This window comes from Kitasatospora sp. NPDC098652, from assembly GCF_044760155.1.
Classification (GTDB): domain Bacteria; phylum Actinomycetota; class Actinomycetes; order Streptomycetales; family Streptomycetaceae; genus Kitasatospora.
Window position 1 is genome coordinate 145,479 of the sequence record NZ_JBIWAQ010000014.1, and the last position, 22,256, is coordinate 167,734.

The 22,256-nt window shown below is 71.7% G+C and carries 19 protein-coding genes and 1 tRNA gene; 11 read left to right on the forward strand and 9 right to left on the reverse strand.

Annotation, left to right across the window (positions count from 1 at the left end):
- The first annotated feature begins 253 nt into the window (after positions 1 to 253).
- Positions 254 to 1,621: an NAD(P)/FAD-dependent oxidoreductase gene (locus ACIQWA_RS27350; RefSeq protein ID WP_402487017.1), complete on the forward strand. Its 1,368-nt coding sequence runs from the start codon at positions 254 to 256 to the stop codon at positions 1,619 to 1,621.
- Between the two features lie 264 nt (positions 1,622 to 1,885).
- Here the strand turns inward: ACIQWA_RS27350 and ACIQWA_RS27355 are convergent, their stop codons facing one another.
- Entirely contained in the window at positions 1,886 to 4,441 is a 2,556-nt protein-coding gene (locus ACIQWA_RS27355) for an ABC transporter permease (protein ID WP_402487019.1), read from the reverse strand.
- 44 nt (positions 4,442 to 4,485) lie between these two features.
- Positions 4,486 to 5,298: an ABC transporter ATP-binding protein gene (locus tag ACIQWA_RS27360; protein ID WP_402487022.1), complete on the reverse strand. Its 813-nt coding sequence runs from the start codon at positions 5,296 to 5,298 to the stop codon at positions 4,486 to 4,488.
- A 256-nt stretch (positions 5,299 to 5,554) separates the two neighbouring features.
- Here ACIQWA_RS27360 and ACIQWA_RS27365 point away from each other — a divergent pair.
- The 3 genes from ACIQWA_RS27365 to ACIQWA_RS27375 all read left to right on the forward strand — a co-directional run bounded on the left by ACIQWA_RS27365 (position 5,555) and on the right by ACIQWA_RS27375 (position 7,092).
- Positions 5,555 to 5,636: transfer RNA gene (locus ACIQWA_RS27365), tRNA-Leu, on the forward strand.
- A 142-nt stretch (positions 5,637 to 5,778) separates the two neighbouring features.
- Positions 5,779 to 6,645 (forward strand): Bax inhibitor-1/YccA family protein, encoded by an 867-nt coding sequence (locus tag ACIQWA_RS27370; RefSeq protein ID WP_402487024.1) that lies wholly within the window; start codon positions 5,779 to 5,781, stop codon positions 6,643 to 6,645.
- A 78-nt stretch (positions 6,646 to 6,723) separates the two neighbouring features.
- Positions 6,724 to 7,092 carry a hypothetical protein gene (locus tag ACIQWA_RS27375; RefSeq protein ID WP_402487027.1) on the forward strand — a complete coding sequence of 123 codons (369 nt, stop codon included), beginning with the start codon at positions 6,724 to 6,726 and terminating at the stop codon, positions 7,090 to 7,092.
- A 152-nt stretch (positions 7,093 to 7,244) separates the two neighbouring features.
- On the opposite strand, the gene ACIQWA_RS27380 is transcribed toward ACIQWA_RS27375, so the two are convergent.
- The 3 genes from ACIQWA_RS27380 to ACIQWA_RS27390 all read right to left on the reverse strand — a co-directional run bounded on the left by ACIQWA_RS27380 (position 7,245) and on the right by ACIQWA_RS27390 (position 10,856).
- A complete protein-coding gene (locus ACIQWA_RS27380; RefSeq protein ID WP_360231084.1) occupies positions 7,245 to 8,201 on the reverse strand; it encodes a hypothetical protein in 957 nt (318 codons plus the stop codon).
- Positions 8,202 to 8,491: 290 nt separating this feature from the next.
- A complete protein-coding gene (locus tag ACIQWA_RS27385; RefSeq protein ID WP_402487030.1) occupies positions 8,492 to 9,712 on the reverse strand; it encodes an acetyl-CoA C-acetyltransferase in 1,221 nt (406 codons plus the stop codon).
- A gap of 64 nt (positions 9,713 to 9,776) precedes the next feature.
- Positions 9,777 to 10,856, reverse strand: a complete 1,080-nt coding sequence (locus tag ACIQWA_RS27390; protein WP_402487033.1) for an SGNH/GDSL hydrolase family protein — start codon at positions 10,854 to 10,856, stop codon at positions 9,777 to 9,779.
- A gap of 231 nt (positions 10,857 to 11,087) precedes the next feature.
- Between ACIQWA_RS27390 and ACIQWA_RS27395 the strand changes: the two genes are divergently transcribed.
- From ACIQWA_RS27395 to ACIQWA_RS27405, 3 genes are all read left to right on the forward strand, one after another.
- Positions 11,088 to 12,488: a cystathionine beta-synthase gene (locus ACIQWA_RS27395; protein WP_360231076.1), complete on the forward strand. Its 1,401-nt coding sequence runs from the start codon at positions 11,088 to 11,090 to the stop codon at positions 12,486 to 12,488.
- 552 nt (positions 12,489 to 13,040) lie between these two features.
- A complete protein-coding gene (locus ACIQWA_RS27400; protein ID WP_402487036.1) occupies positions 13,041 to 13,373 on the forward strand; it encodes a hypothetical protein in 333 nt (110 codons plus the stop codon).
- Between the two features lie 187 nt (positions 13,374 to 13,560).
- On the forward strand, positions 13,561 to 14,850 hold the full coding sequence (locus ACIQWA_RS27405; RefSeq protein ID WP_402487038.1) for an Ig-like domain-containing protein: 1,290 nt from the start codon (positions 13,561 to 13,563) through the stop codon (positions 14,848 to 14,850).
- A 78-nt stretch (positions 14,851 to 14,928) separates the two neighbouring features.
- On the opposite strand, the gene ACIQWA_RS27410 is transcribed toward ACIQWA_RS27405, so the two are convergent.
- Positions 14,929 to 15,291 (reverse strand): cupin domain-containing protein, encoded by a 363-nt coding sequence (locus ACIQWA_RS27410; protein ID WP_402487041.1) that lies wholly within the window; start codon positions 15,289 to 15,291, stop codon positions 14,929 to 14,931.
- Between the two features lie 154 nt (positions 15,292 to 15,445).
- Positions 15,446 to 16,123, reverse strand: coding sequence for a peptide-methionine (S)-S-oxide reductase MsrA (gene msrA, locus ACIQWA_RS27415; protein WP_360231064.1), 678 nt, complete (start codon positions 16,121 to 16,123; stop codon positions 15,446 to 15,448).
- 160 nt (positions 16,124 to 16,283) lie between these two features.
- Between msrA and ACIQWA_RS27420 the strand changes: the two genes are divergently transcribed.
- Entirely contained in the window at positions 16,284 to 17,438 is a 1,155-nt protein-coding gene (locus ACIQWA_RS27420) for a cystathionine gamma-synthase (protein ID WP_360231061.1), read from the forward strand.
- 5 nt (positions 17,439 to 17,443) lie between these two features.
- Here the strand turns inward: ACIQWA_RS27420 and ACIQWA_RS27425 are convergent, their stop codons facing one another.
- Positions 17,444 to 17,926, reverse strand: a complete 483-nt coding sequence (locus ACIQWA_RS27425) for a MarR family transcriptional regulator (RefSeq protein ID WP_360231058.1) — start codon at positions 17,924 to 17,926, stop codon at positions 17,444 to 17,446.
- Positions 17,927 to 18,048: 122 nt separating this feature from the next.
- On the opposite strand from ACIQWA_RS27425, the gene ilvA reads away from it, so the two are divergent.
- The 3 genes from ilvA to ACIQWA_RS27440 all read left to right on the forward strand — a co-directional run bounded on the left by ilvA (position 18,049) and on the right by ACIQWA_RS27440 (position 21,383).
- On the forward strand, positions 18,049 to 19,260 hold the full coding sequence (gene ilvA / locus ACIQWA_RS27430; RefSeq protein ID WP_402487044.1) for a threonine ammonia-lyase: 1,212 nt from the start codon (positions 18,049 to 18,051) through the stop codon (positions 19,258 to 19,260).
- Positions 19,261 to 19,429: 169 nt separating this feature from the next.
- Complete coding sequence (locus tag ACIQWA_RS27435; protein WP_402487047.1) at positions 19,430 to 20,524, forward strand: ATP-binding cassette domain-containing protein; 1,095 nt, start codon at positions 19,430 to 19,432, stop codon at positions 20,522 to 20,524.
- Position 20,525: 1 nt separating this feature from the next.
- The gene (locus ACIQWA_RS27440; RefSeq protein ID WP_402487049.1) at positions 20,526 to 21,383 is read left to right on the forward strand and encodes an ABC transporter permease; all 858 of its coding nucleotides are present in this window, start codon (positions 20,526 to 20,528) and stop codon (positions 21,381 to 21,383) included.
- Between the two features lie 135 nt (positions 21,384 to 21,518).
- Here the strand turns inward: ACIQWA_RS27440 and greA are convergent, their stop codons facing one another.
- Positions 21,519 to 22,019, reverse strand: coding sequence for a transcription elongation factor GreA (gene greA / locus ACIQWA_RS27445; protein WP_360231046.1), 501 nt, complete (start codon positions 22,017 to 22,019; stop codon positions 21,519 to 21,521).
- Between the last annotated feature and the right edge of the window lie 237 nt (positions 22,020 to 22,256).

Genomic DNA, 22,256 nt, shown 5'->3' on the forward strand with positions numbered 1-22,256 from the left:
CGGCCCCTTGGATCGCAGGTCAGGGCTCGTCCGAGGTTTGAAAATCGAAATCACGAGCGGGAACCCGGGCGCTGTACGGATCGTTGCTGCTCAGCCGGGTAGTGCTCCGGCGCACGTTCACGGGGGGCTGTCGAGGGTCGTGAGCCGGTGCGCCGGGCCGATTTTTGTGGGCGCGGAGTGTAGCACGGGGTGTCCATGAGCTTGTGACCGGGCTCACGAAGGCTGCTCCGGACGGTGCTGGATACTTTCGGATATGAGCACCACGGAGCGTCCTCGCATCCTCATTGTCGGCGGTGGTTACGTCGGCCTGTATGCCGCGATGCGCATCCTCAAGAAGATGCGTTACGGCGAAGCGACCGTCACGGTCGTCGACCCGCGGTCGTACATGACGTACCTGCCCTTCCTCCCCGAGGCGGCCGGCGGCAACGTCGCGCCCCGCAACCTCGTCGCGCCGCTGCGCAAGACCCTCAAGCAGGCGGAGGTGCTGACCGGGTCCGTCACCGGCATCGACCACGCCCGCAAGGTCGCGACCATCCAGCCGGCGGCCGGCGACAGCTACGAGCTGCCCTTCGAGTACCTGGTCGTCGCGACCGGCTCGGTCTCCCGCACCTTCCCGATCCCGGGTCTGGCGGAGAACGGCATCGGCATGAAGACGGTCGAGGAGGCCATCGGCCTCCGCAACCACGTCATGGCCCAGCTCGACAAGGCCGAGTCCACCTCGGACGAGGAGGTCCGCCGCAAGGCCCTGACCTTCGTCGTCATCGGCGGCGGCTTCGCCGGCATCGAGACGGTCGCCGAGGTCGAGGACATGGCCCGCGACGCGGCCAAGCTGTACAAGACCGTCAGCCGCGACGACATGCGCTTCGTCGTGGTCGAGGCGGCCAACCGCATCCTCCCCGAGATGGGCCCGGACCTCGGTCTGTGGACCAAGGAGAAGCTCGAGGAGCGCGACATCGAGGTCTACATCGAGACCTCGATGGACTCCTGCGTCGACGGCCACGTCGTGCTGAAGAACGGCCTGGAGATGGACGCCGCCACCATCGTGTGGACGGCCGGCGTGAAGCCGAACCCGGTGCTGGCCAACTTCGGCCTGCCGCTGGGCCCGCGCGGCCACGTCGACACGGCGCCGACCCTCCAGGTCCAGGGCTTCGACTACGTCTGGTCCGCCGGCGACAACGCCCAGGTCCCGGACCTCGCCGCCGGCGAGGGCGCCTGGTGCCCGCCGAACGCCCAGCACGCCTGCCGCCAGGCCGTCGTCCTCGGTGACAACGTGATCTCCGGCATGCGGGGCTTCCCGCAGAAGGAGTACAAGCACAAGAACCTGGGTGCGGTCGCCGGTCTCGGCCTGCACAAGGGCGTGGCGATCCTCTTCGGCAAGTACAAGCTCAAGGGCCGTCCGGCCTGGTGGTTCCACCGCCTGTACCACGGCGCGATGGTCCCGACCTTCAACCGCAAGGTCCGCGTCTTCACCGACTGGACCCTCGCGATGTTCCTCAAGCGCGAAGCGGTCGGCCTCTCCCAGATGGAGAACCCGCAGCTTCCGATCCAGGAGGTCACGCCGCCCACCAAGCCCGTCGAGGCCGCCGAGCCGGCCGTCGACAAGGAGCTCGCCAGCAAGTAAGCGACTGGACCCCGGTGTGGGAGCGCCGGGGTATGAGTCGGAGGCCCTCCGCCCGGCAGTGTCGCCGGACCACGACCTCCGTGGTGCTCAGCCGGCCGTGCGACCGGGCGGAGTACAGCAGTAGTGGAGCCCCTGCCGAGAACCCTCCGGCAGGGGCTCTTGCTGTGCCCGCGGCGGCTCCTGCTGTGCGCAGGAGCGGGCCCGCCCCCGGTCGCGGGTGCGACCGGGGGCGGGCGGCGGCGGGCGGACCCGGCCGACGGGGCGTCAGTCCGTCTTGATGCTCGACAGGATGTCCAGCTTGGCGGCCCGGCGGGCCGGCCAGATCGCGGCCACCAGGCCGACCAGCCCGGCCAGGCCCAGGAACAGCGCCAGCTGGCCGTACGGCAGGACGGTGGTCAGCCCGCTCAGGCTGGACTTGAGCGTCCCGTTGATCGCCCACGCGATGAAGCAGCCGAGCAGCAGGCCGATCCCGGCGCCGAAGAGCGAGATCACCACCGACTCCAGCCGGACCATCCGCTTGATGCCGCTGCGGTCCAGGCCGATCGCCCGCAGCATCCCGATCTCGCGCTTGCGCTCGAAGACCGACATGGCCAGCGTGTTGATCACGCCCAGGACGGCGATCAGGACCGCCATGCCCAGCAGGCCGTACATCAGGTTCAGCGCGAAGGTGATGACCTGGCTGAACTCGTCCCGGACGTCCTGCTTGGACTTGACCTCGATCACCGGGTTGGCGCCGGTGGCGTCCTTGATCGACTGCTTGAGCCCGGCGGTGGCGCCGTCCTTGCCCTTGACCAGGACCTGGCGGATGTCGGGCTTCGGGTCGTGCTTGGCGACCTCGCTGTCGGCCAGCAGGACCGAGCCGAGCACGCCGCCGTTCTCGTACACGCCGCCGACGGTGAGCCGGCCGGTGGAGTCGTCCGGGTAGGACACCTCCATCGTCGAGCCGGTGGTGACGTGGAACTTGGTCGCGACGTCCTGGTCCACCAGCAGCTGGCCCTTGCCGAGGGCCGCGGCGGAACCGCTGGTCAGCCTGATGTCGGCGATCTGGTCCAGGACGGCCGGGTTCAGCCCGGTGATGTCCTTGTAGCTGCCGTCGAGCTTCCAGGCGGAGTCGGTCATCGGCGAGGAGGCCGCCACCTCGGGCACCTTGGCGATCTGGGCGGCCACCTGCCCGGACAGGCTCATGTTGTTGGCGGTCGAGACGATGTAGTCGGCCTTCATCGACTTGGTCACGGCCCGGTCGATGGTGTCCCCCACCGAGGTGCCGATCACGGTCAGACCGCTGACCAGGGTCAGTCCGATGGTGAGCGCGGCGGCGGTGGCCGCGGTGCGGCGCGGGTTGCGCACCGCGTTCTGCTGGGCGAGCTTGCCGGGAGTGCCGCCCAGCCCCCGCAGCAGCGGACCGACCAGGGCGACCACCGGGCGGGAGAGCAGCGGAAGCAGCACGAACACGCCGATCAGGGCCAGGAAGGCACCCGCGCCGACCGGCATCCGGCCGCTGTCGTCGCCGGTGGAGGCGCCGTAGGCGATCAGCGCCAGGCCGCCGCCGGCGAGCACCGAACCGATGGTGTTGCGGACCACCAGGCTCTTCTGACTGGTCGGCTGGTCGCCACTGCTCATCGCCGCCACCGGCGCGATCCGGGCGGCCCGTACGGCCGGCAGCAGGGCGGACAGGACCGTCACCAGGACGCCCACCACGAGGGTCACCACGACGGTCAGCGGCTGGATCACCAGCGCGCCGCTCGGCATGTTCTCGTCCAGCGAGCCGATCAGCGACTGCATCCCGGCGCCGATCCCGATCCCGGCCAGCAGACCGGCCGCCGCCGAGACGGCACCGATCAGCAGCGCCTCGATCAGCACCGAGCGGGTCACCTGCTTGCGGCTGGCGCCGATCGCCCGCAGCAGCGCGAGCTCCTTGGTGCGCTGGGCGACCAGCATGGTGAAGGTGTTGGCGATGATGAAGATGCCGACGAAGAGCGAGATGAAGGCGAAGACCAGCAGCATGGTGCGCATGCTGTCGGTGCCCTTGGTGATCTGCTCCTGCTCGTCCGCCTGCAGCTTGGCGCCCGTCTCGACGTCGAACTTCTGGGCGGCCGGGACCTTCGACTCCACCTCGGCGAGCAGCGCCTCCTGGGAGGTGCCGGGCTTGGCGGTGAGCACGACGCTGCTGTAGCGGCCCGGCTCCAGCAGCGTCTGCTGGGCGGTGGCCTTGTCGAACAGGGTGAGCGTGCCGCCGGTGTTCACCACCGGGTCGTCGGTGGTGAAGACGCCGGTGAGCTTCGCCTCGATCACCGGACCGTTGGCGGCCACCCGGACGGTGTCGCCGACCTTGTAGCCCGCCTTCTCGGCGGTCCTGCGGTCGAGGGCGACCTCCTTGGCGTTCTTCGGCCCCTGACCCTCGGTCATCGGGTAGCGCGGGTCCCGGCCGTCCTGGCCGGGGGCGAAGTTGGCGCCCTTGGCCGACCAGACCTGGCCTATCAGGTTGCCCTGCTTGTCGGCGACCCCGGTGAAGCCGCCGGCCACGCCGCGCGCGCTCGCCGCGCCGGGCAGCCCGGCCAGCTGCTGGACGATGTCGTCGGTGAGGCCGGCGCCGGCCTCGCCCCTGTGCCTGGTCGAGGCGCCGGCGCCGGCCGCGCGGTCCACGACCTGGACGGCGACGTCCGAGTAGCTCTTGGAGTTGCTGTCGCGCAGGGCCTTGCCGAAGGTGTCGGAGAAGACCATGGTGCCGGCGACGAAGGCGGTGCCGAGCATGACGGCCAGCGCCGTCATCAGCAGTCGGCCCTTGTGGGCCAGCACGTTGCGCAGTGCGGTGCGATACATGAGGTGTCCTGGGGAGGTTCGAGGGCTTCGGTCGGCTCGCTGGCTCAGCTGGTGCGGCCCTTGGCGTCGAAGCGGCGCATGCGGTCCAGGACGGTGTCGGCGGTGGGGGTGTGGAGTTCGTCGACGATCTTGCCGTCGGCGAGGAAGACGACGCGGTCGGCGTAGGAGGCGGCGACGGGGTCGTGGGTGACCATGACGACGGTCTGGCCGAGTTCGCGCACGGAGTTGCGCAGGAAGGAGAGGATCTCGGCGCCGGAGCGGGAGTCGAGGTTGCCGGTGGGTTCGTCGGCGAAGATGATGTCGGGCTTTCCGGCGAGGGCCCGGGCGCAGGCGACGCGCTGCTGCTGGCCGCCGGAGAGCTGGGAGGGGCGGTGGCTGAGGCGGCCGGAGAGGCCGACGGTGTCGACGACGCGGTCGAGCCAGGCCTGGTCGGCCTTGCGGCCGGCGATGTCCATCGGCAGCGTGATGTTCTCCAGGGCGGTCAGCGTCGGCAGCAGGTTGAAGGCCTGGAAGATGAAGCCGATGTGGTCGCGGCGCAGCTGGGTGAGCTGCTTGTCCTTGAGGCCGACGAGTTCGGTGTCGCCGATGGTGGTGGAGCCGGAGGAGACGGTGTCCAGGCCGGCCATGCAGTGCATGAGGGTGGACTTGCCGGAGCCGGAGGGGCCCATGATGGCGGTGAACTCGCCCTGGGGGAAGGTGACGCTGACGTTGTCCAGGGCGACGACCCGGGTCTCCCCCTCCCCGTAGACCTTGTTCAGACCGGTGGCGCGGGCGGCCGCCCGGCCGGTACGGACGGCGGTTGCGGTCGGCGTGGTCACGGGGATGCTCCTTGCTGGCTCGCGGATTCGTCCCTCCATGCTCCGCCACGTGATCATGGTTTTGCGTCGCTCCCCCGAACGGTTGGCCTGACCGCCGCTGGGCGTACGGAGGTGCCGGACCCTCCTCCTGCGGTATGACGGGAACCCTGAGGACGGTGCGGTGGCCGGAATCACCGTGCTTCGTGGCCGAATCCCGAACTGTTCGTCAGATGGCAAGGAAACATGACAACTTCCCGGGCTGGGAACATGCGAAAGGGTGAGCCGGGCGACTAGTCTCAGGGGTGGTTCGCAGGACGCCCGGATGGTGGAACGCAGACACGGGCAGCTTAAAACTGCTTGGCCGCGAGGCCGTGCCGGTTCGAGTCCGGCTCCGGGCACCGCAACGACCCGCGGGGGCGCCTCCGGCGTCCCCGCCGGGAGTCGTTCACCGGATCCTCCTTGCGGCGTATCCCGGAATTTTTGCCAAGCCATTACCCTGGTGCCTGGGCGGTGCAGTGCCGCCACGGAGGGAATGAGCACATGAGAAGCAGCAACCCGGTCTTCTCGCGGGAGGGGTCCTTCACCCGCGAGCCCGGCTACGCGGGGTTCGGTGGCACCGCGCAGGCCGGGGGCCAGCACGGCAACCCGTACGCGGGCACGCCCTACGCCCAGCCGCAGGGGCAGGGCCCGCTGACGGACGACCAGCTCTACCAGATGTACAACGGGCCGTCGGCCGGCCCCGGGGCCACCGAGCGGATGACGCTCGACGACGTGGTCGCCCGCACGGCGATCTCGCTGCTGACCGTGCTCGCGGGCGGTGCGGTGGCGTGGTTCACGCTGCCGTACGGGAGCTTCGGCCCCGCAGTGGGCGCCGCGTTGGTCGCCATGATCGTCGGTCTGGTCATCCAGTTCCGTAACAAGATCAGCCCCGCGCTGGTGCTGGTCTACGCGGCATTCGAGGGCTTCTTCCTCGGCGCGATCTCGCATTACCTCAACACCCTGATGGAAGGCATCGCGATTCAGGCGGTGCTGGGCACGGCGGCGGTCTCCGGTGCGACGCTCTTCGTCTACAAGAGCGGCCGACTCCGGGTCTCCCCGAAGTACGCCCGGATCGGGTACGCGGTCGGCCTGGGCTTCTCGGTCCTGCTGCTGATCAACTGGATCGCGTCGATGGCCGGCGGGGGCCTGAGCACCTGGTCCGGTCCGCTGGGCCTGGTGGTCGGTCTGGTCGGCGTCGCCCTCGGCGCGTTCTACCTGACGATGGACTTCACCGAGATCGAGCAGGCGATCGCCCGGGGTGCGCAGCAGGAGGAGTCCTGGCGGGCCGCCTTCGGGCTCACCTTCTCGCTGGTGTGGATCTACTTCGAGATGCTGCGCCTGATCGCCGTTCTGCGCGGCGACGACTAGGAGCACCTCGCACTGCCGCCGGGCCCCGGAGCACTCGCTGCTCCGGGGCCCGGCGGCGTTTTGGTTAGGCTCCTGTGCATGCATGACGTACAGCCCCTGGTCGTAGCCGTCGACGGACTGGCGGATCGTTTCCGCGCGCTGCCGCAGAGCAAGCTGCTGGGCGCCGTGCCCGGGCACGCCTCGCGGGCGGCGGCCGTACTGGCGCTGGCCCGGCGGCTGGCCGCGCTGGCGCTGGCCGCGGAGGGCGGGCCGGAGCGGGAGTTCCCGGACGCCGGGGCCTTCGCGGCGGGGGACCAGCTGGCCGTCGCCGGGCACGACCTGGCGGCCGCGCTCGCGGCGCTGCCCGAGGGGGCCGAGGTGGCGCTGCCGGACGGGCCGGTGGCGGTGGGCGAGCTGCTGGCCGGGGCGGTGGCCGCGGTGCGGGAGACGGCCGGGCTCTGCGCCTGACCCCCGGAGCGCTTTCCCGGAGCGGGTTCCCTGAGTACGCCCGGAGCGGGTTCCCCGGGCACCTTCTCGGAGCCGGACACGCCGAAGGCCGCCCGGGTCGGTAACCCCGTGACCCGGGCGGCCTTCGGTCCTGCTGCGTGGCTGAGGCCTGGTCAGATGCTGGCGACCACCCGGTCGGCGAGCACGTAGACGGCCTCCTCGTCGGTGGAGAAGGTCAGCGAGTAGGAGCCGGAGAAGCGCGAGCCGCCGAGCAGCCGGACGTGCTCACCGGCACGGACCGCGTCGATCAGCCGGTAGGCGGCCTCCCGGTCGCCCGGGGCCACGCACAGCGTGGTGCCGTCGGCGAAGGCGTACACGTCCAGGGTGCCGAGCGGGCCCGGGCGGACGTCGGTCAGGGCGACGGCCTCCTCGGCGAGCGCGGCGAGCCGGGTGTCGGTCCACTCCCGGGAGGGCGCCTGGCTCGGCACGAAGTCGGGGTGGGAGGGGTGGCGGCGCGGGTCGGGTGCGGCGACCGGGGCCTCCTCGACGAGCGGCTCGGCGTCCAGCAGCCCGGCCTCCAGACCGGTGGCCAGCAGGTCGGCCTCGCGGCGGGCGCGGGCGTCCGGGGCGGTCTCGCCGACCGGGTGGCCGGGGCGCAGCGGGGTGCCGCCCTCGGTGCCCGGCTCGGCCGGGCCGGTGCCGCCCTCGGTGATCAGGTCCTCCAGCGCGGAGCGCAGCGCCTCGCCGAACTCCGGGTCCATCGTCCCGGCGTTGTCGGCGGCGTCCTGCGGGCCGGTGGGGCGGGGGAAGAACAGCGGCCACTCGTCGGTGCCGGCCAGCGCCTCGGTGAAGGGCGCCCCGGGGAACGGGGAGTCGAACAGCGGGGCGTCCTCGGCCGCCCGGGCCTCCTGCTCGGCCCAGAACGCCCGGGCCTCGGTGATCTCCCGCTCGCGGTCGGCGGCCAGTGCCTCGGCGACGGCCCGGCGTATCGCGGCCTCGTCCACCGGCGCGGGCCCGGCCGGGGCCGCTGCCTGTGCGTCCAGCCGCCGGGAGATGCCCCGGAGGCGCAGCAGCACGGCGGTCGACACGGTGATCAGGATCAGCAGCAGGATGGTGTAGACGGCGCTCACGGAACGTACTCCTAGCGAGGAGCGGAACGGGGTTACGTGTCCACACTGCCCCATCCGGGGCTGTTACCGCAGTGGCGAATGTCTAATTCGTCCGGGACTTTCGCTCTTGTCCCCAAATTGTTAGGTAACACCGTTCTACGCAGTGGAGTTGATCCGCTCCGCAGTGTCGATCTCCGGGCCGGAAACGACCGTGAAGAGGGCCGGATCGACCTCTCGGTGTGATCCGGCCCTCAATTACGCACGGTCACTCCAAATGGGTGGTCCAGACCCTTCGGAGCGTGCGGGGAGCGTCAGCTGAGGCGCTCGATGACCATCGCCATGCCCTGGCCGCCGCCGACGCACATGGTCTCCAGACCGAACTGCTTGTCGTGCCACTGCAGGGAGTTGATCAGCGTGGTGGTGATCCGCGCGCCGGTCATGCCGAAGGGGTGGCCGACGGCGATGGCGCCGCCGTTGACGTTCAGCTTGTCCAGGTCGATGCCGAGGTCGCGGTAGGACGGGATGACCTGGGCGGCGAAGGCCTCGTTGATCTCGACCAGGTCGATGTCGTCGATGGTCAGGCCGGCCCGCCGGAGCGCCTGCTTGGAGGCCTCGACCGGGCCGTAGCCCATGATCTCGGGGGAGAGGGCGCTGACGCCGGTGGAGACCACCCGGGCGAGCGGGGTGATGCCGAGCTCGCGGGCCTTGGTGTCGGACATGATGACCAGCGCGGCCGCGCCGTCGTTCAGCGGGCAGCAGTTGCCGGCGGTGACGGTGCCGTCGGGGCGGAAGACCGGCTTGAGGCCGGAGACGCCCTCCAGGGTGACGCCGGCGCGCGGGCCGTCGTCGGTGCTGACCACGGTGCCGTCCGGCAGGGTGACCGGGGTGATCTCGCGCTCCCAGAAGCCGGCCTTGATGGCGGCCTCGGCGAGGTTCTGCGAGCGGACGCCGAACTCGTCCTGGTCGGCGCGGGTGATGCCCTTGAGCGCGGCCAGGTTCTCCGCGGTCTGGCCCATCGCGATGTAGGCGTCCGGCAGCAGGCCGTCCTCGCGCGGGTCGTGCCACTCGCCGCCGCCCTCCTCGGCGCGCTTGGCGGTGCGGGCCTGGGCCTCGTCGAAGAGCGGGTTGGTGGTGCCGGGCATGCCGTCCGAGGTGCCCTTGACGCTGCGCGAGACGGTCTCGACGCCGGCCGAGATGAAGACGTCGCCCTCGCTGGCCTTGATCGCGTGCAGTGCCATCCGCGTGGTCTGCAGCGAGGAGGAGCAGTAGCGGGTGATGGTGGCGCCGGGCAGGTAGTCCATGCCCATCTGCACGGCCACGATGCGGGCCAGGTTGTGGCCCTGCTCGCCGCCCGGGAGGCCGCAGCCGAGCATCAGGTCGTCGATCTCGCGCGGGTCGAGCTGCGGGACCTTGGCCAGGGCGGCCTGGATGATGTGGGCGGTCAGGTCGTCCGGGCGGACGTCCTTGAGGGAGCCCTTGAAGGCCCGGCCGATCGGCGAACGGGCGGCGCTGACGATGACGGCTTCGGGCATTGCAGGCTCCTCGCTGGGTGACGGCGGACCTGGCGGTCCGGGAGGAAAGCTACCGCTTGGTAGCTCAGTCGTCACCGGCCCCGGTGTGTGAGCTGGCCGACGTGTTCCCGGGCACCGGGCCGGGCTCCCGGACCGCGTCCGGACCGACCCGCAGCCGGTGGCGCAGCAGTGCCCAGCGCCGGCCCGGGCCCTCCGGGTCCACGGCCGCGACCTCGGTGCCCGCCCGGCCGGCCGCGGCCGCGGCGGCCACCGCGACCGGCAGCACCGTCTCGCCCGGCAGAGCCGCCGCGCCGGGGCGGGCGGCGCTCGGGCGCTCCTCCTCCGGCCACAGGCCCAGCGCGGCGCAGACCGAGGGCAGCACGGCCATCGCGGCGGTGGCGTAGCCCTGGGCCGAGGGGTGGTAGCGGTCGGCGGCGAACATCTCCGGGCGGCCGGCGAACTCCGGGCCGAGCAGCGAGCCCAGCGAGACGGTGCGCCCGCCCGCCTCCACCACCGCGATGGTCTGCGCGGCGGCCAGCTGGCGGCTCAGCCGCCGGGCCACCCAGCGCAGCGGCGGGCGCACCGGCTTGATCGTCCCGAGGTCCGGGCAGGTGCCCACCACCACCTCGCAGCCGTTGGCGCGCAGCGCGGCGACGGCCTCGCCGAGCTGGCGGACGGCGAGCTGGGCCGGACTGTGCCGGGTCACGTCGTTGGCCCCGACGATGATCACGGCGACGTCCGGGCGGTGCCGCAGGGCCCGTTCCAGCTGGCCGGGGAGGTCGGCCGAGCGGCCGCCGGAGCGGGCCACGTTGACCAGCCGGACCGGGCGCTCGGCGATCGAGGCCAGACCGGAGGCCAGCAGCGCGCCCGGGGTCTCGCGGCCGCGGGCCACGCCCAGGCCGGCGCCGGTGGAGTCACCCAGGACGGCCAGCACGAGCGGCGGCCGCGGCGGTGCGCCGCGGTCGGCGAAGTCCTCGCCGTAGACGCCGTCGGCCTTGGGCGGGACGGTCTCCAGGACGCCGATGGCCTGGACGGCGAGTTTGCTCTCGGTCAGCAGCAGGCCGACCAGGCCCACGCCGAGCAGTCCGAGCCCGCCCCCGCCGTACGCCGCCGCGGTGGCGATCCGACGGGCCACCCGGGCCCGCGAGTCCTGTGCCCCTGGCATCCGGTGCCCCCTTCGCGTCCTGGTGCCGTCCCCTCCGGGGACACGGCCATCCCTGCACAGCGCTCTTACCCGCGCGGAGGGCCGGAGTACCGGGGCGCGGGCCGGGGTGGGCCATTGGGGGAGCGCGGCGGCGGTGGGGGGAGTGCGGGAAGGGAGGGCTGGGGTGCGTGGCACGCCCTAGGCTTTGCAGTACCGAATGCACTCGCATGCCCATAGACCGGGAGGACCCCCGTGCGGTACCACAACTCGATCATCGACCTGGTCGGCAACACGCCGCTGGTCAAGCTGAACAAGGTCACCGACGGCATCACCGCGACAGTGCTGGCCAAGGTCGAGTACTTCAACCCCGGCGGCTCGGTGAAGGACCGCATCGCGATGCGCATGATCGAGGCCGCCGAGGCCTCGGGCGCCCTCAAGCCGGGCGGCACGATCGTGGAGCCGACCTCCGGCAACACGGGCGTCGGGCTGGCGATCGTGGCCCAGCAGAAGGGCTACAAGTGCATCTTCGTCTGTCCGGACAAGGTGTCCACCGACAAGATCAACACCCTGCGCGCGTACGGCGCCGAGGTCGTGGTCTGCCCGACCGCCGTCGCCCCGGAGCACCCGGACTCCTACTACAACGTCTCCGACCGCCTGGTCCGCGAGACCCCGAACGCCTGGAAGCCGGACCAGTACTCCAACCCGGACAACCCGGCCTCGCACTACTACTCCACCGGCCCGGAGCTGTGGGAGCAGACCGAGGGGAAGATCACCCACTTCGTGGCGGGCGTCGGCACCGGCGGCACCATCTCCGGCACCGGCAACTACCTCAAGGAGGCGTCCGGCGGCAAGGTCAAGGTCATCGGCGCCGACCCGGAGGGCTCGGTCTACTCGGGCGGCACCGGCCGTCCGTACCTGGTCGAGGGCGTCGGTGAGGACTTCTGGCCGACCGCCTACGACCGCGGCGTCGCGGACGAGATCGTCGCCGTCTCCGACAAGGACTCGTTCCAGATGACCCGCCGCCTCGCCAAGGAGGAGGGCCTGCTGGTCGGCGGCTCCTGCGGGATGGCCGTGGTGGCCGCGCTGGAGGTCGCCAAGAAGCTCGGGCCGGACGACGTCGTCGTGGTGCTGCTGCCGGACGGCGGCCGCGGCTACCTGTCGAAGATCTTCAACGACGACTGGATGGCCGACTACGGCTTCCTGCCCTCGGCCACCGACGAGGCCCACATCAGCGAGGTGCTGGTCCGCAAGGAGGGCATCGAGCAGGGCGGCGTCCCGCAGTTCGTCCACATGCACCCCAACGAGACGGTCGCCGAGGCGGTCCGGGTGCTGCGCGAGTACGGCGTCTCGCAGATGCCGGTGGTCTCCCCGGGCGCCGGGCACCCGGACATCATGGCCGGCGAGGTGATCGGCTCGGTGGTGGAGAAGCTGCTGCTGGAGGGCATCTTCGCCAAGGAGATCGAGCTGACCGACACGCTGGACAAGGTGATGTCCAAGCCGCTGCCGGTGGTCGGCTCGGGCGAGACCGTCACCAACCTGATGACCGTGCTGGAGAAGGCCGACGCGGCGGTCGTGCTGGTGGAGGGCAAGCCGCAGGGCATCGTCACCCGCCAGGACCTGCTGGGCTTCCTGACCACCCGTGGCGCGCACTGACGCCCGCTCACCCCGCCCGCCCGCGGCCGGATTCGGAGGATTCGTCCACGCGCGAAGTGGTACACCGGCGTCACCTGCCCGCAGCACGCGGTTAACACGGCTCCGGCATCGTGGTGGTCAACGGCAAGACGCCGAGCGAGACGGCAGTGGTCCACCGGGAGCGGCTCCCCGGCGGCCGCGGTCGGCTCCGGTCACGTCGGACGGTCCTGACCCGGCCGCCGTGTCCGCCCTCCCCGACCGTAGTTCGGAGGGAGGGGCCCCTCCGTGGGGGCGCCGTCGTCCCGACCCTGCCCGGCTCCGGCCGGTCGACAGGGTGCGGCGGCTCCCACGGACGATCACCGCGCCGTCACGGCGCGGCTCCGCGGCTCCCGGGTGGGGGAGCCGGTTCGGAGCACGGTGGGGCCGGTCCTGTTCCGAAGGACCGGCCCCCTCCGTGTGTCCGGGCCTCCCGCCCGCGCCCCGGCTTCCCGCCGCCCCGCTGCCGTCCTTCCCCCGGGCACCCCGGGCTTCCCGTGCACGCCGGGGGCCCGCCGTTCCCGTACGCTCGCTGGCATGACCAGCACTGAAACGACCGACGCGCCGCGCTACGTCAAGCTCAAGATCGAGCTCATCGCGGAGATCACCGACGAGGGCGCGCTCAAGGCCGCGGCCCTGCAGCAGGTCGCCGAGGACGAGTACCTCGACGACGAGGAGCGCGCCCAGTCCGTCGACGCCATCGAGGTGGACCCGTCGGGTTCGCTCGCCCACTTCATCGACCCGGTCGCGCTGCTCGGCGACGTCCCGGGCGTGGAGCTCGCCTCGGCGACCTGGGAGTCGGCGCAGACCGAGTTCGACCCCGAGAACGAGGAGTGGGACGAGTACTCCGTGGAGGAGTCCGCCGAGTAACGGCCGTTCCTGCCGTGACCACCCGTGAACACCCGGTCCGCCAACGGCGGACCGGGTGTTTTGTCCATGAACAGCGGGAGTTGGGTCATCTCATACGATCGCCTACCCTTCGGTGATGGAACCGTGAGCGGCCGGATTGCGTTTCTGTATCCGTAATTGCCCGGGATGATCAGCAGGGAGACGCGACGTGACGGCACGGGACGGTCAGGGGCGGGTGGCCGGAGGCAGCTGGAGCCGACGCGGGGTGCTCGCAGGCCTGATCGGTGCGCCGGTCCTGCTGCTCGCGGCCTGCAACGACAACAGCGGTGGCGGCAGCGGTGGCAGCGGCGGCTCCGGCAACGGCGGCTCTGGCAACGGCGGCGGCACCCCGGGATCCGGCGGCGGCAGCAGCGCGCCGAAGACCTCGACGGCCGTGATCACCGTCACCCCCGCGGACGGCACCACCGGCGCCAGTTTCAGCGAGCCGGTCAAGGTCACCATCGCCAACGGCACCCTGAGCAACGTCAAGGTCACGGACTCCACCGGCAAGGAGCTGGCCGGCCAGCTCTCCAGCGACAACACCAGCTGGACCTCGGCCGCGGCCCCGGCCAGCGGTACCAAGTACTCCGTGACCGCCAGCGGCGTCGACAAGGACAAGCTGGAGGCGGACGCCAACGCCAGCTTCACCACGGCGACCCCGGCCAACACCTTCGTCGGCTACTTCACCCCGGAGGACGGCTCGACGGTCGGCGTCGGCATGCCGGTCTCGATCAACTTCAGCAAGCCGATCACGGACAAGAAGGCCGTCCAGTCGGCGATCACCGTGATAGCGGAGCCGGGCGTCGAGATCGTCGGGCACTGGTTCTCCAGCACCCGCCTCGACTTCCGGCCGCAGGAGTACTGGGCCAAGGGCACCAAGGTCACCCTCAAGCTCCGGCTCAAGGACGTCGAGGGCGCGAAGGGCGTCTACGGTACCCAGTCCAAGGACGTCGCCTTCACCATCGGCCGGGCCCAGACCAGCGTCGCCGACCTCGCCACCAAGAAGCTCACCGTCACCACGGACGGCCAGGTCAGCGCCGTCTACAAGATCTCCGGCGGCTCCTCCGAGCACACCACCTGGGGCGGCAAGATGGTGATCTCCGAGCAGTTCACCCAGACCCGGATGAACTCGCAGACCGTCAACCTGGGCAGCGAGTACGACATCGCCGACGTGCCGCACGCCCAGCGCCTCACCACCTCGGGCACCTTCATCCACGGCAACTACTGGTCCTCGCCGTCGATCTTCGGCGGGCAGAACACCAGCCACGGCTGCGTCGGCCTCCAGGACGCCAAGGGCGCCCAGGACAGCAGCACGGACGGCTACAAGTTCTACAAGTCCTCGATGGTCGGCGACGTCGTCGAGGTCCGGAACTCGGGGGACAAGACGGTCGCCCCGGACAACGGCCTGAACGGCTGGAACCTGAGCTGGGCCGAGTGGAAGGCCGGCAGCGCGGTCTGACCCGCTCCCGCCCCGCCGTTTACGCCCCCGCCGTTTACGCCCGCCCCTCGGCCCGTACGAGGCGGCGGGCGGTCGCGCTCACCGCTTCGCGTAGTCCGTGAAGCCCTGCCAGTCCACGACCACGCACGGCTCGTCGCCCAGGATCCAGGCGTCGTGGCCGGGCGGGCAGATCATGAAGTCGCCCGGGCCGTAGTCGGCCTGCTCGCCGTCGTCCATGACGATCCGCATCCGGCCGGAGACCACGTACCCCAGGTGTGCCGCCTGGCAGCTGTCCGTCCCCGCGATCGGCTTCACGTGCTTGGACCACTGCCACCCCGGCTGGAACACGGCCCGGCCGACCGGGCCGGCGTCCAGATTGACCAGCCGCAGCTCCCCCGAGCCGTCCTCGAACGGGCGGACCTCCTCGGGAGCATCGAAACTCATGCGGACCAGACCGGACATGACGCACTCCTCTCACGAGGAACGGCCCGGCCGCCGGCAGGTGGCCGGGCCGCCCTTGCTGGCCCTTTCAGTCTGCGCCCGCCCCCGGCAACGGTCACCTCGGATAGCGGGCGCCCGGACCGCCCGGGGGGTGGGGCGGTCCGGCGGCGGGCGGTCAGCCCTGGGTGCGGGCCACCCCGATCGGGCAGGAGGCGCCGGTGCCGCCGAGCCCGCAGTAGCCGTTGGGGTTCTTGGCGTCCGACAGGTACTGCTGGTGGTACGGCTCGGCCGGGTAGAACGGGCCGGCCTCGGCGATCTCGGTGGTGATCGGGCCGTGACCGAGCGCGGTCAGGGCGGGCTGGAAGGCATCCCGGGTGGCGACCGCGGCGGCGGCCTGGGCGGGGGAGTGGGTGTACAGCGCGGAGCGGTACTGGGTGCCCACGTCGTTGCCCTGGCGGTTGCCCTGGGTCGGGTCGTGGGCCTCCCAGAAGGCCTTCAACAGCCGCTCGTAGGACACCACCGCGGGGTCGAACACCACCCGGACCGCCTCGGTGTGCCCGGTCAGCCCGCTGCACACCTCCTCGTACGTCGGGTTCGGCGTGTAGCCGCCCTGGTAGCCGACCAGCGTCGTCCAGACGCCGGGCAGCCGCCAGAACGTGCGCTCGGCGCCCCAGAAGCAGCCCAGCCCGAAGTCGGCCACCTCCAGCCCCTCCGGGTACGGGCCGGTCAGCGGGTGGCCGAGGACGGTGTGCGGCTCGGTCAGGGCGAAGGCCGGGGCCGGGCGGCCGGGCAGCGCCTGGTCGGCGGGGACGAGCGAGGTCTTGTGGCGGTTGAACAGCACGGCCTGCTCCATCGGGGTAGGGAGGGTTGCCCAGGATTCAACGCACCGGACGGCCCGCGGATTCCGGCCCGGCCGGCTCCGGGGATCCGGCCCGGCGGACTCGGGGGATCCGGTCCGGGAGGTCCGGGCATTCCGGCGGGCGCACGGCGGTACGGCCGTTAGGCTCGGAGCCATGACCGAGCACCAGCTTCCCCAGGGCTTCGAGACCCTCGCCATCCACGCGGGTCAGGAAGCAGACCCCCAGACCGGGGCCGTCGTCACGCCGATCTACCAGGTGTCCACCTACAAGCAGGACGGGGTGGGCGGCCTGCGGGGCGGCTACGAGTACAGCCGCAGCGCCAACCCCACCCGCACCGCGCTGGAGGAGTGCCTCGCGGCCCTCGAAGGCGGCGCCCGCGGCCTCGCCTTCGCCTCCGGCCTGGCGGCCGAGGACACCCTGCTGCGCACCATCCTCAAGCCGGGCGACCACATCGTGATCCCCAACGACGCCTACGGCGGCACCTTCCGGCTGTTCGCCAAGGTGCTGACCCGCTGGGGCGTCGAGTTCTCCGTCGCCAACACCCAGAAGCTGGACGACGTCCGCGCCGCGCTGCGCCCCAACACCCGCGCGGTGTGGGTCGAGACCCCGTCCAACCCGCTGCTCGGCATCACCGACCTGGCCGGGCTGGCCGAGGTCGCGCACGGTGCCGGGGCGCTGCTGGTGGTCGACAACACCTTCGCCAGCCCGTACCTGCAGCAGCCGATCGCGCTCGGCGCGGACGCCGTCGTGCACTCCACCACCAAGTACATGGGCGGCCACTCGGACGTGGTCGGCGGTGCGCTGGTGCTCGCCGAAGAGGGCCTCGGCGAGGAGGTCGCGTACCACCAGAACGCGATGGGCGCCGTCTCCGGGCCGTTCGACGCCTGGCTGGTGCTGCGCGGCATCAAGACCCTGGGCGTCCGGATGGACCGGCACAGCTCCAACGCGGAGAAGGTCGCCGAGCTGCTGGCGGGCCACCCCAAGGTCAGCCAGGTGCTCTACCCGGGCCTGCCCGAGCACCCCGGCCACGACATCGCCGCCAAGCAGATGAAGGCCTTCGGCGGCATGGTGTCGTTCCGGGTCGCCGGCGGCGAGGAGGCGGCCGTCGAGGTCTGCAACCGCGCGCGGCTGTTCACCCTGGGCGAGTCGCTGGGCGGCGTGGAGTCGCTGATCGAGCACCCGGGCCGGATGACCCACGCCTCGGCGGCCGGTTCGCCGCTGGAGGTGCCGGCCGACCTGGTGCGCGTCTCGGTCGGCATCGAGTCGATCGACGACCTGCTGGCCGACCTCACCCAGGCGCTGGGCTAAGGGAGTCACTGGCCCTGCTGGTCCGCCGTGTACGACTCCATCGCGAGATTGAAGCGGGCCAGCAGGGCGCAGAACGCCTGTTGCTCCTCGGGCGGCCAGTCGGCCGTCAGGCGGCGGGTCAACTCGGCCCGGCCGTCCCGGACCTCGGCGAGCCGACCGGTGCCGCAGGCGGTCAGTGCGAGCCGCACCGCGCGGCGGTCGGCCGGGTCCTGCACCCGGCCGACCAGCCCGGCCGCGACCAGCGGGGCGACCTGGCGGGTCACCGTGGAGGAGTCCACGCCGAGCGCGTCGGCCAGCGCCTTGACGTTGGCCGGCCCGTGCCGCTCCAGGCGGTCGAGCAGCAGATAGGCGGCCCGGTCCAGCGCGGCCAGGCCGCCGCCGGAGGTTCGGACCTGTTCCATCCGGCGGGCGAACACCGCCAGCTGGTACTGGAGTTGGGTGTGCACGGGCTCGGTTCGGTCGGTGGCCTGGGGCGAGGTCGTCGTCATCGCGGCTCACGATCGTCATGCGGTGAGAGAAGCTCAGAAGCAGCAGCGTACGCGGGCGGAGCGGGCCCGGGAACAGGCCCGACGTCCCGGGTTGGCCGCGGCAGCGGACCTACGCTGGGCTCATGCACAACTGGCCGATCACCCTCGACGACGTCCGCGGTGCCCAGAAGATGCTCGCCGGGGTCGCCCGGGTGACCCCGATGGAGGGGAGCCGGCACCTGTCCGGGCTGATCGGCGCGCCGGTCCACCTCAAGTGCGAGAACCTCCAGCGCACCGGCTCCTTCAAGCTGCGCGGGGCGTACGTGCGGATCGCGGGGCTCTCGCCGGTGCAGCGGGCCGGCGGGGTGGTCGCGGCGAGCGCCGGGAACCACGCCCAGGGGGTGGCCCTGGCGGCCTCGCTGCTGGGGGTGCGCTCGACCGTGTTCATGCCGGTCGCGGCGCCGCTGCCGAAGGTCGCCGCCACCCGGGAGTACGGCGCCGAGGTCCGGCTGCACGGCGCCACCGTGGACGAGGCGCTGCAGGCCGCGCAGCGGTACTCGGAGGCGACCGGCGCGGTGTTCATCCACCCCTTCGACCATTGGGACGTGGTCACCGGCCAGGCGACCGTCGGCCTGGAGATCCTGGAGCAGTGCCCCGAGGTGCGCACCGTCCTGGTCGGGGTGGGCGGCGGCGGGCTGCTGGCCGGGATCGCGGCGGCGGTCAAGCCGCTGCGGCCGGACGTCCGGGTGGTCGGGGTGCAGGCGGCGGCCGCGGCCGCGTACCCGCCCTCGCTGGCGGCCGGGCGGCCGGTCTCGCTGGAGCACTTCGCCACGATGGCCGACGGGATCATGGTCGGGCGCCCCGGGGACATCCCGTTCGAGGTGGTCAACACGCTGGCGGACGGCATCCGCACGGTCTCCGAGGACGCGCTGTCCCGGGCCCTGCTGCTCAGTCTGGAGCGGCTCAAACTGGTGGTCGAACCGGCCGGGGCGGCCCCGATCGCGGCGCTGCTGGAACAGCCGGACTCGTTCGAGGGCCCGGTGGTGGCGGTGCTCTCCGGCGGCAACATCGACCCGCAGCTGATGCAGCGGGTGCTGCGGCACGGGCTGGCGGCGGCCGGGCGCTACCTGTCGCTGCGGGTGCGGCTGGCGGACAAGCCGGGCTCGCTGGCGGACCTGCTGGGGGTGCTGACCAGGGCGGACGCCAATGTGCTGGACGTCGCGCACGTGCGGATCGACCCGCGGCTGGGGCTCACCGAGGTCGAGGTGGACCTGCACCTGGAGACCAAGGGGCCGGAGCACTGCGCGCTGGTGGTGGGGGAGCTGCGGGACGCGGGGTACGTGGTCTCCGACTGAGCCCCTGCGGGCGGTTCCTCGAAATCACTTGACGCGATGTATCGCGAGTTGCCAGGATCACGATACATCGCGTTCTGTGTCGGTGGCCGAGAACCGAGTCGCCCATGCGCCCGAACGGGGGGCAAAGTGGGACAGATCGCTCCATTCGTCCGAGGAGATGAGGCAGGCCATGGCGCCAGCCATCCAAGCCGAGAACCTGGTGAAGACCTTCGGCGACGTACGAGCCCTGGACGGCGTCAGCCTCGACGTCCCCGAGGGCACGGTGCTCGGGCTGCTCGGCCCGAACGGCGCCGGGAAGACCACCACCGTGCGCGTCCTCACCACCCTGCTCCGTCCCGACTCCGGCCGCGCGGTGGTGGCCGGGGTCGACGTCCTCAAGCACCCCAACGAGGTCCGCAGCCTGATCGGACTGTCCGGCCAGTACGCGGCGGTCGACGAATACCTGACCGGCTTCGAGAACCTCACCATGGTCGGCGAGCTCTACCAGATGAGCACCCGCAGCGCGAAGGCCCGCGCGCTGGAGCTGCTGGAGTGGTTCAACCTCACCGAGGCCAAGGACCGCACCGCCAAGACGTACTCCGGAGGCATGCGCCGCCGCCTCGACCTCGCCGCCGCGCTGGTCGTCCGGCCGCCGGTGATGTTCCTGGACGAGCCGACCACCGGGCTCGACCCGCGCAACCGGCTCGCGCTCTGGGAGGTCATCGAGACCCTGGTCGAGCAGGGCACCACGCTGCTGCTCACCACTCAGTACCTGGAGGAGGCCGACCGGCTCGCCCACGACATCGCCGTGGTCGACCACGGCCGGGTGATCGCCCGGGGCACCGCCGACCAGCTCAAGGCGCAGATCGGCGGCGAGCGGATCGAGGTCGTGGTGCACGACCCGGGCCTGGTCACGGACGCGGTCGCGGCCCTGTCCGGGTACGCGCTGGGCGAGCCCGCGGTGGAGAAGAACACCCGGAGGATCACCGTGCCGGTCAGCGGCGGCGCCCGGGTGCTCGCCGACGTGATCCGCGAACTGGACGGCCGGGGCATCGAGATCGACGACATCGGCCTGCGCCGTCCGACCCTGGACGACGTCTTCCTCACCCTCACCGGCCACGTCGCCGAGTCTGTCGAGGAGGACGGCGGTGCTGCCAAGGGCCGCGGTCGGGGCGGTCGCGGCCGCGGCTCCTCGGGTGACGGCGGGGACGGCGCCGACGGCGCCGAGGGCGGGGGCCAGGGGCCCGACCAGCAGCAGGCCGTCGCGGCCGGAACGGAGCGCTGAGATGAGCACCGCCACCGAGCACGCCATCGGCGCGGCCATGCCGACGCCCCGCCGGGGCCTGTCCGCGACCCTGCACGACTCCTGGGTGGTCGCCAAGCGCAACCTGCGCAGGATGTCCCGGATCCCCGAGATCGTGGTGTTCGGGCTCATGCAGCCGGTCATGTTCGTCCTGCTGTTCTCGTACGTCATGGGCGGGGCGATCAAGATCCCCGGGGCGAGTTCCAGCTCCCACACGTACATCCAGTTCCTGATGGCCGGCATCTTCGCCCAGACCGTCACCTTCGCCGTCGCCGGCGCCTCGGCCGGCATCGCGGAGGACATGACCAAGGGCCTGGTGGACCGCTTCCGCTCGCTGCCGATGGCCCGCTCCGCGGTGCTGGTCGGCCGCACCCTCGCCGACCTGTGCCAGACCGCCTTCACGCTGGTCGTGCTGGCGCTGGTCGCGCTGCTGGTCGGCTGGCGGATCCACGACGGGCTGCTCAAGGCGCTCGGCGCCTTCGGGCTGCTGCTCCTGCTCGGCTACGCCTTCTCCTGGATCGGCGCGCTGATCGGTCTCTCGGTGCGCAGCCCCGAGGCGGCCACCTCGGCCGGGCTGATCTGGCTGTTCCCGCTGACCTTCATCTCCAACGCCTTCGTGCCGGTCAGCTCGATGCCGGGGTGGCTGCAGGGCGTCGCCTACTGGAACCCGTTCAGCGCGACCGTGCAGGCCTGCCGGGACCTCTTCGGCAACCAGGTCGGGCCGGTGGACAGCGCCTGGCCGATGCAGCACGCGGCGCTGGTGTCGGTGCTCTGGTCGCTGGTGATCACGGCGGTGTTCTCGTGGCTGTCGGTGCGCAAGTACCGCTCGGCGGCGGGCTGAGCGGCGGCGCTTCCGGTCCTGGTTCCGGTCCCGGCCCCGGGCTTTTCGCTTCCGTCGGCCGGAGACGGGTGAGGGCGGTTGCGGAGTCCCCTACGGACTCCGCAACCGCCCTCGGCGGTGCTGCTCGGGGCCGGGTCAGCCGGCGTGCGGCACGACCTTGACGATCTTCACCATGGCGGGCTTGCCGTTCGGCAGCTCGTAGGTGGCCTCGTCGCCGATCTTCTTGCCGTCGATCGCGCGGCCCAGCGGCGACTGCGGCGAGTAGACGTCGATGTTGTCGGAGCCCGCGACCTCGCGCGAGGCCAGCAGGAACTCCATCAGGTCGTCCTCGTCACCGTCGAACGCGACCGTGACGACCATGCCCGGGGCCACCACACCGGAGTCGGCCGGGGCCTCGCCGACCTTGGCGCGCTCCAGCAGCTGGGTCAGCTGGCGGATGCGCAGCTCGTACTTGCCCTGCTCCTCCTTGGCCGCGTGGTAGCCGGCGTTCTCCTTGAGGTCCCCCTCCTCGCGCGCCGCCTCGATCTTCTGGGCGATCTCGATGCGCCAGGGCCCGGTCAGGTGATCCAGCTCTGCCTTGAGCTGGTCGTAGCCGGCCTGAGTGAGCCAGGTCACGTTCTCGCTGGTCTGGGTCACGGGTGCTCCTCGTAGGTGCTGGGGCTGAGCTGAGGGTGTGAGTCGTCAGCAGGGTCGACGATGATATTGGTCGTAACTACAAAGCAACGCCCGCTCCCGTACCATCCGGTGCGGAAGGGGCGAAACCACGAGCCTAACAAGTCCTGCCGACAAGCGGGAGGGCCGTTGTCGCGGCGTTGACGGCGGCATTGCGCCATGGTGTACGGCAACCGGCTGCGGGACTTCCTACGGATGCCC

Coding starts and splice junctions, on each gene's coding strand:
- ACIQWA_RS27440 (WP_402487049.1), top strand. CDS start 20,526: ATGAGCACCGCCACCGAGCACGCCATCGGCGCGGCCATGCCGACGCCC.
- ACIQWA_RS27390 (WP_402487033.1), bottom strand. CDS start 10,856: ATGCCAGGGGCACAGGACTCGCGGGCCCGGGTGGCCCGTCGGATCGCC.
- ACIQWA_RS27410 (WP_402487041.1), bottom strand. CDS start 15,291: ATGTCCGGTCTGGTCCGCATGAGTTTCGATGCTCCCGAGGAGGTCCGC.
- ACIQWA_RS27350 (WP_402487017.1), top strand. CDS start 254: ATGAGCACCACGGAGCGTCCTCGCATCCTCATTGTCGGCGGTGGTTAC.
- ACIQWA_RS27355 (WP_402487019.1), bottom strand. CDS start 4,441: ATGTATCGCACCGCACTGCGCAACGTGCTGGCCCACAAGGGCCGACTG.
- ACIQWA_RS27435 (WP_402487047.1), top strand. CDS start 19,430: ATGGCGCCAGCCATCCAAGCCGAGAACCTGGTGAAGACCTTCGGCGAC.
- ACIQWA_RS27385 (WP_402487030.1), bottom strand. CDS start 9,712: ATGCCCGAAGCCGTCATCGTCAGCGCCGCCCGTTCGCCGATCGGCCGG.
- ACIQWA_RS27360 (WP_402487022.1), bottom strand. CDS start 5,298: ATGGAGGGACGAATCCGCGAGCCAGCAAGGAGCATCCCCGTGACCACG.
- msrA (WP_360231064.1), bottom strand. CDS start 16,123: ATGGAGCAGGCCGTGCTGTTCAACCGCCACAAGACCTCGCTCGTCCCC.
- ilvA (WP_402487044.1), top strand. CDS start 18,049: ATGCACAACTGGCCGATCACCCTCGACGACGTCCGCGGTGCCCAGAAG.
- ACIQWA_RS27400 (WP_402487036.1), top strand. CDS start 13,041: ATGACCAGCACTGAAACGACCGACGCGCCGCGCTACGTCAAGCTCAAG.
- ACIQWA_RS27420 (WP_360231061.1), top strand. CDS start 16,284: ATGACCGAGCACCAGCTTCCCCAGGGCTTCGAGACCCTCGCCATCCAC.
- ACIQWA_RS27370 (WP_402487024.1), top strand. CDS start 5,779: ATGAGAAGCAGCAACCCGGTCTTCTCGCGGGAGGGGTCCTTCACCCGC.
- ACIQWA_RS27375 (WP_402487027.1), top strand. CDS start 6,724: ATGCATGACGTACAGCCCCTGGTCGTAGCCGTCGACGGACTGGCGGAT.
- ACIQWA_RS27425 (WP_360231058.1), bottom strand. CDS start 17,926: ATGACGACGACCTCGCCCCAGGCCACCGACCGAACCGAGCCCGTGCAC.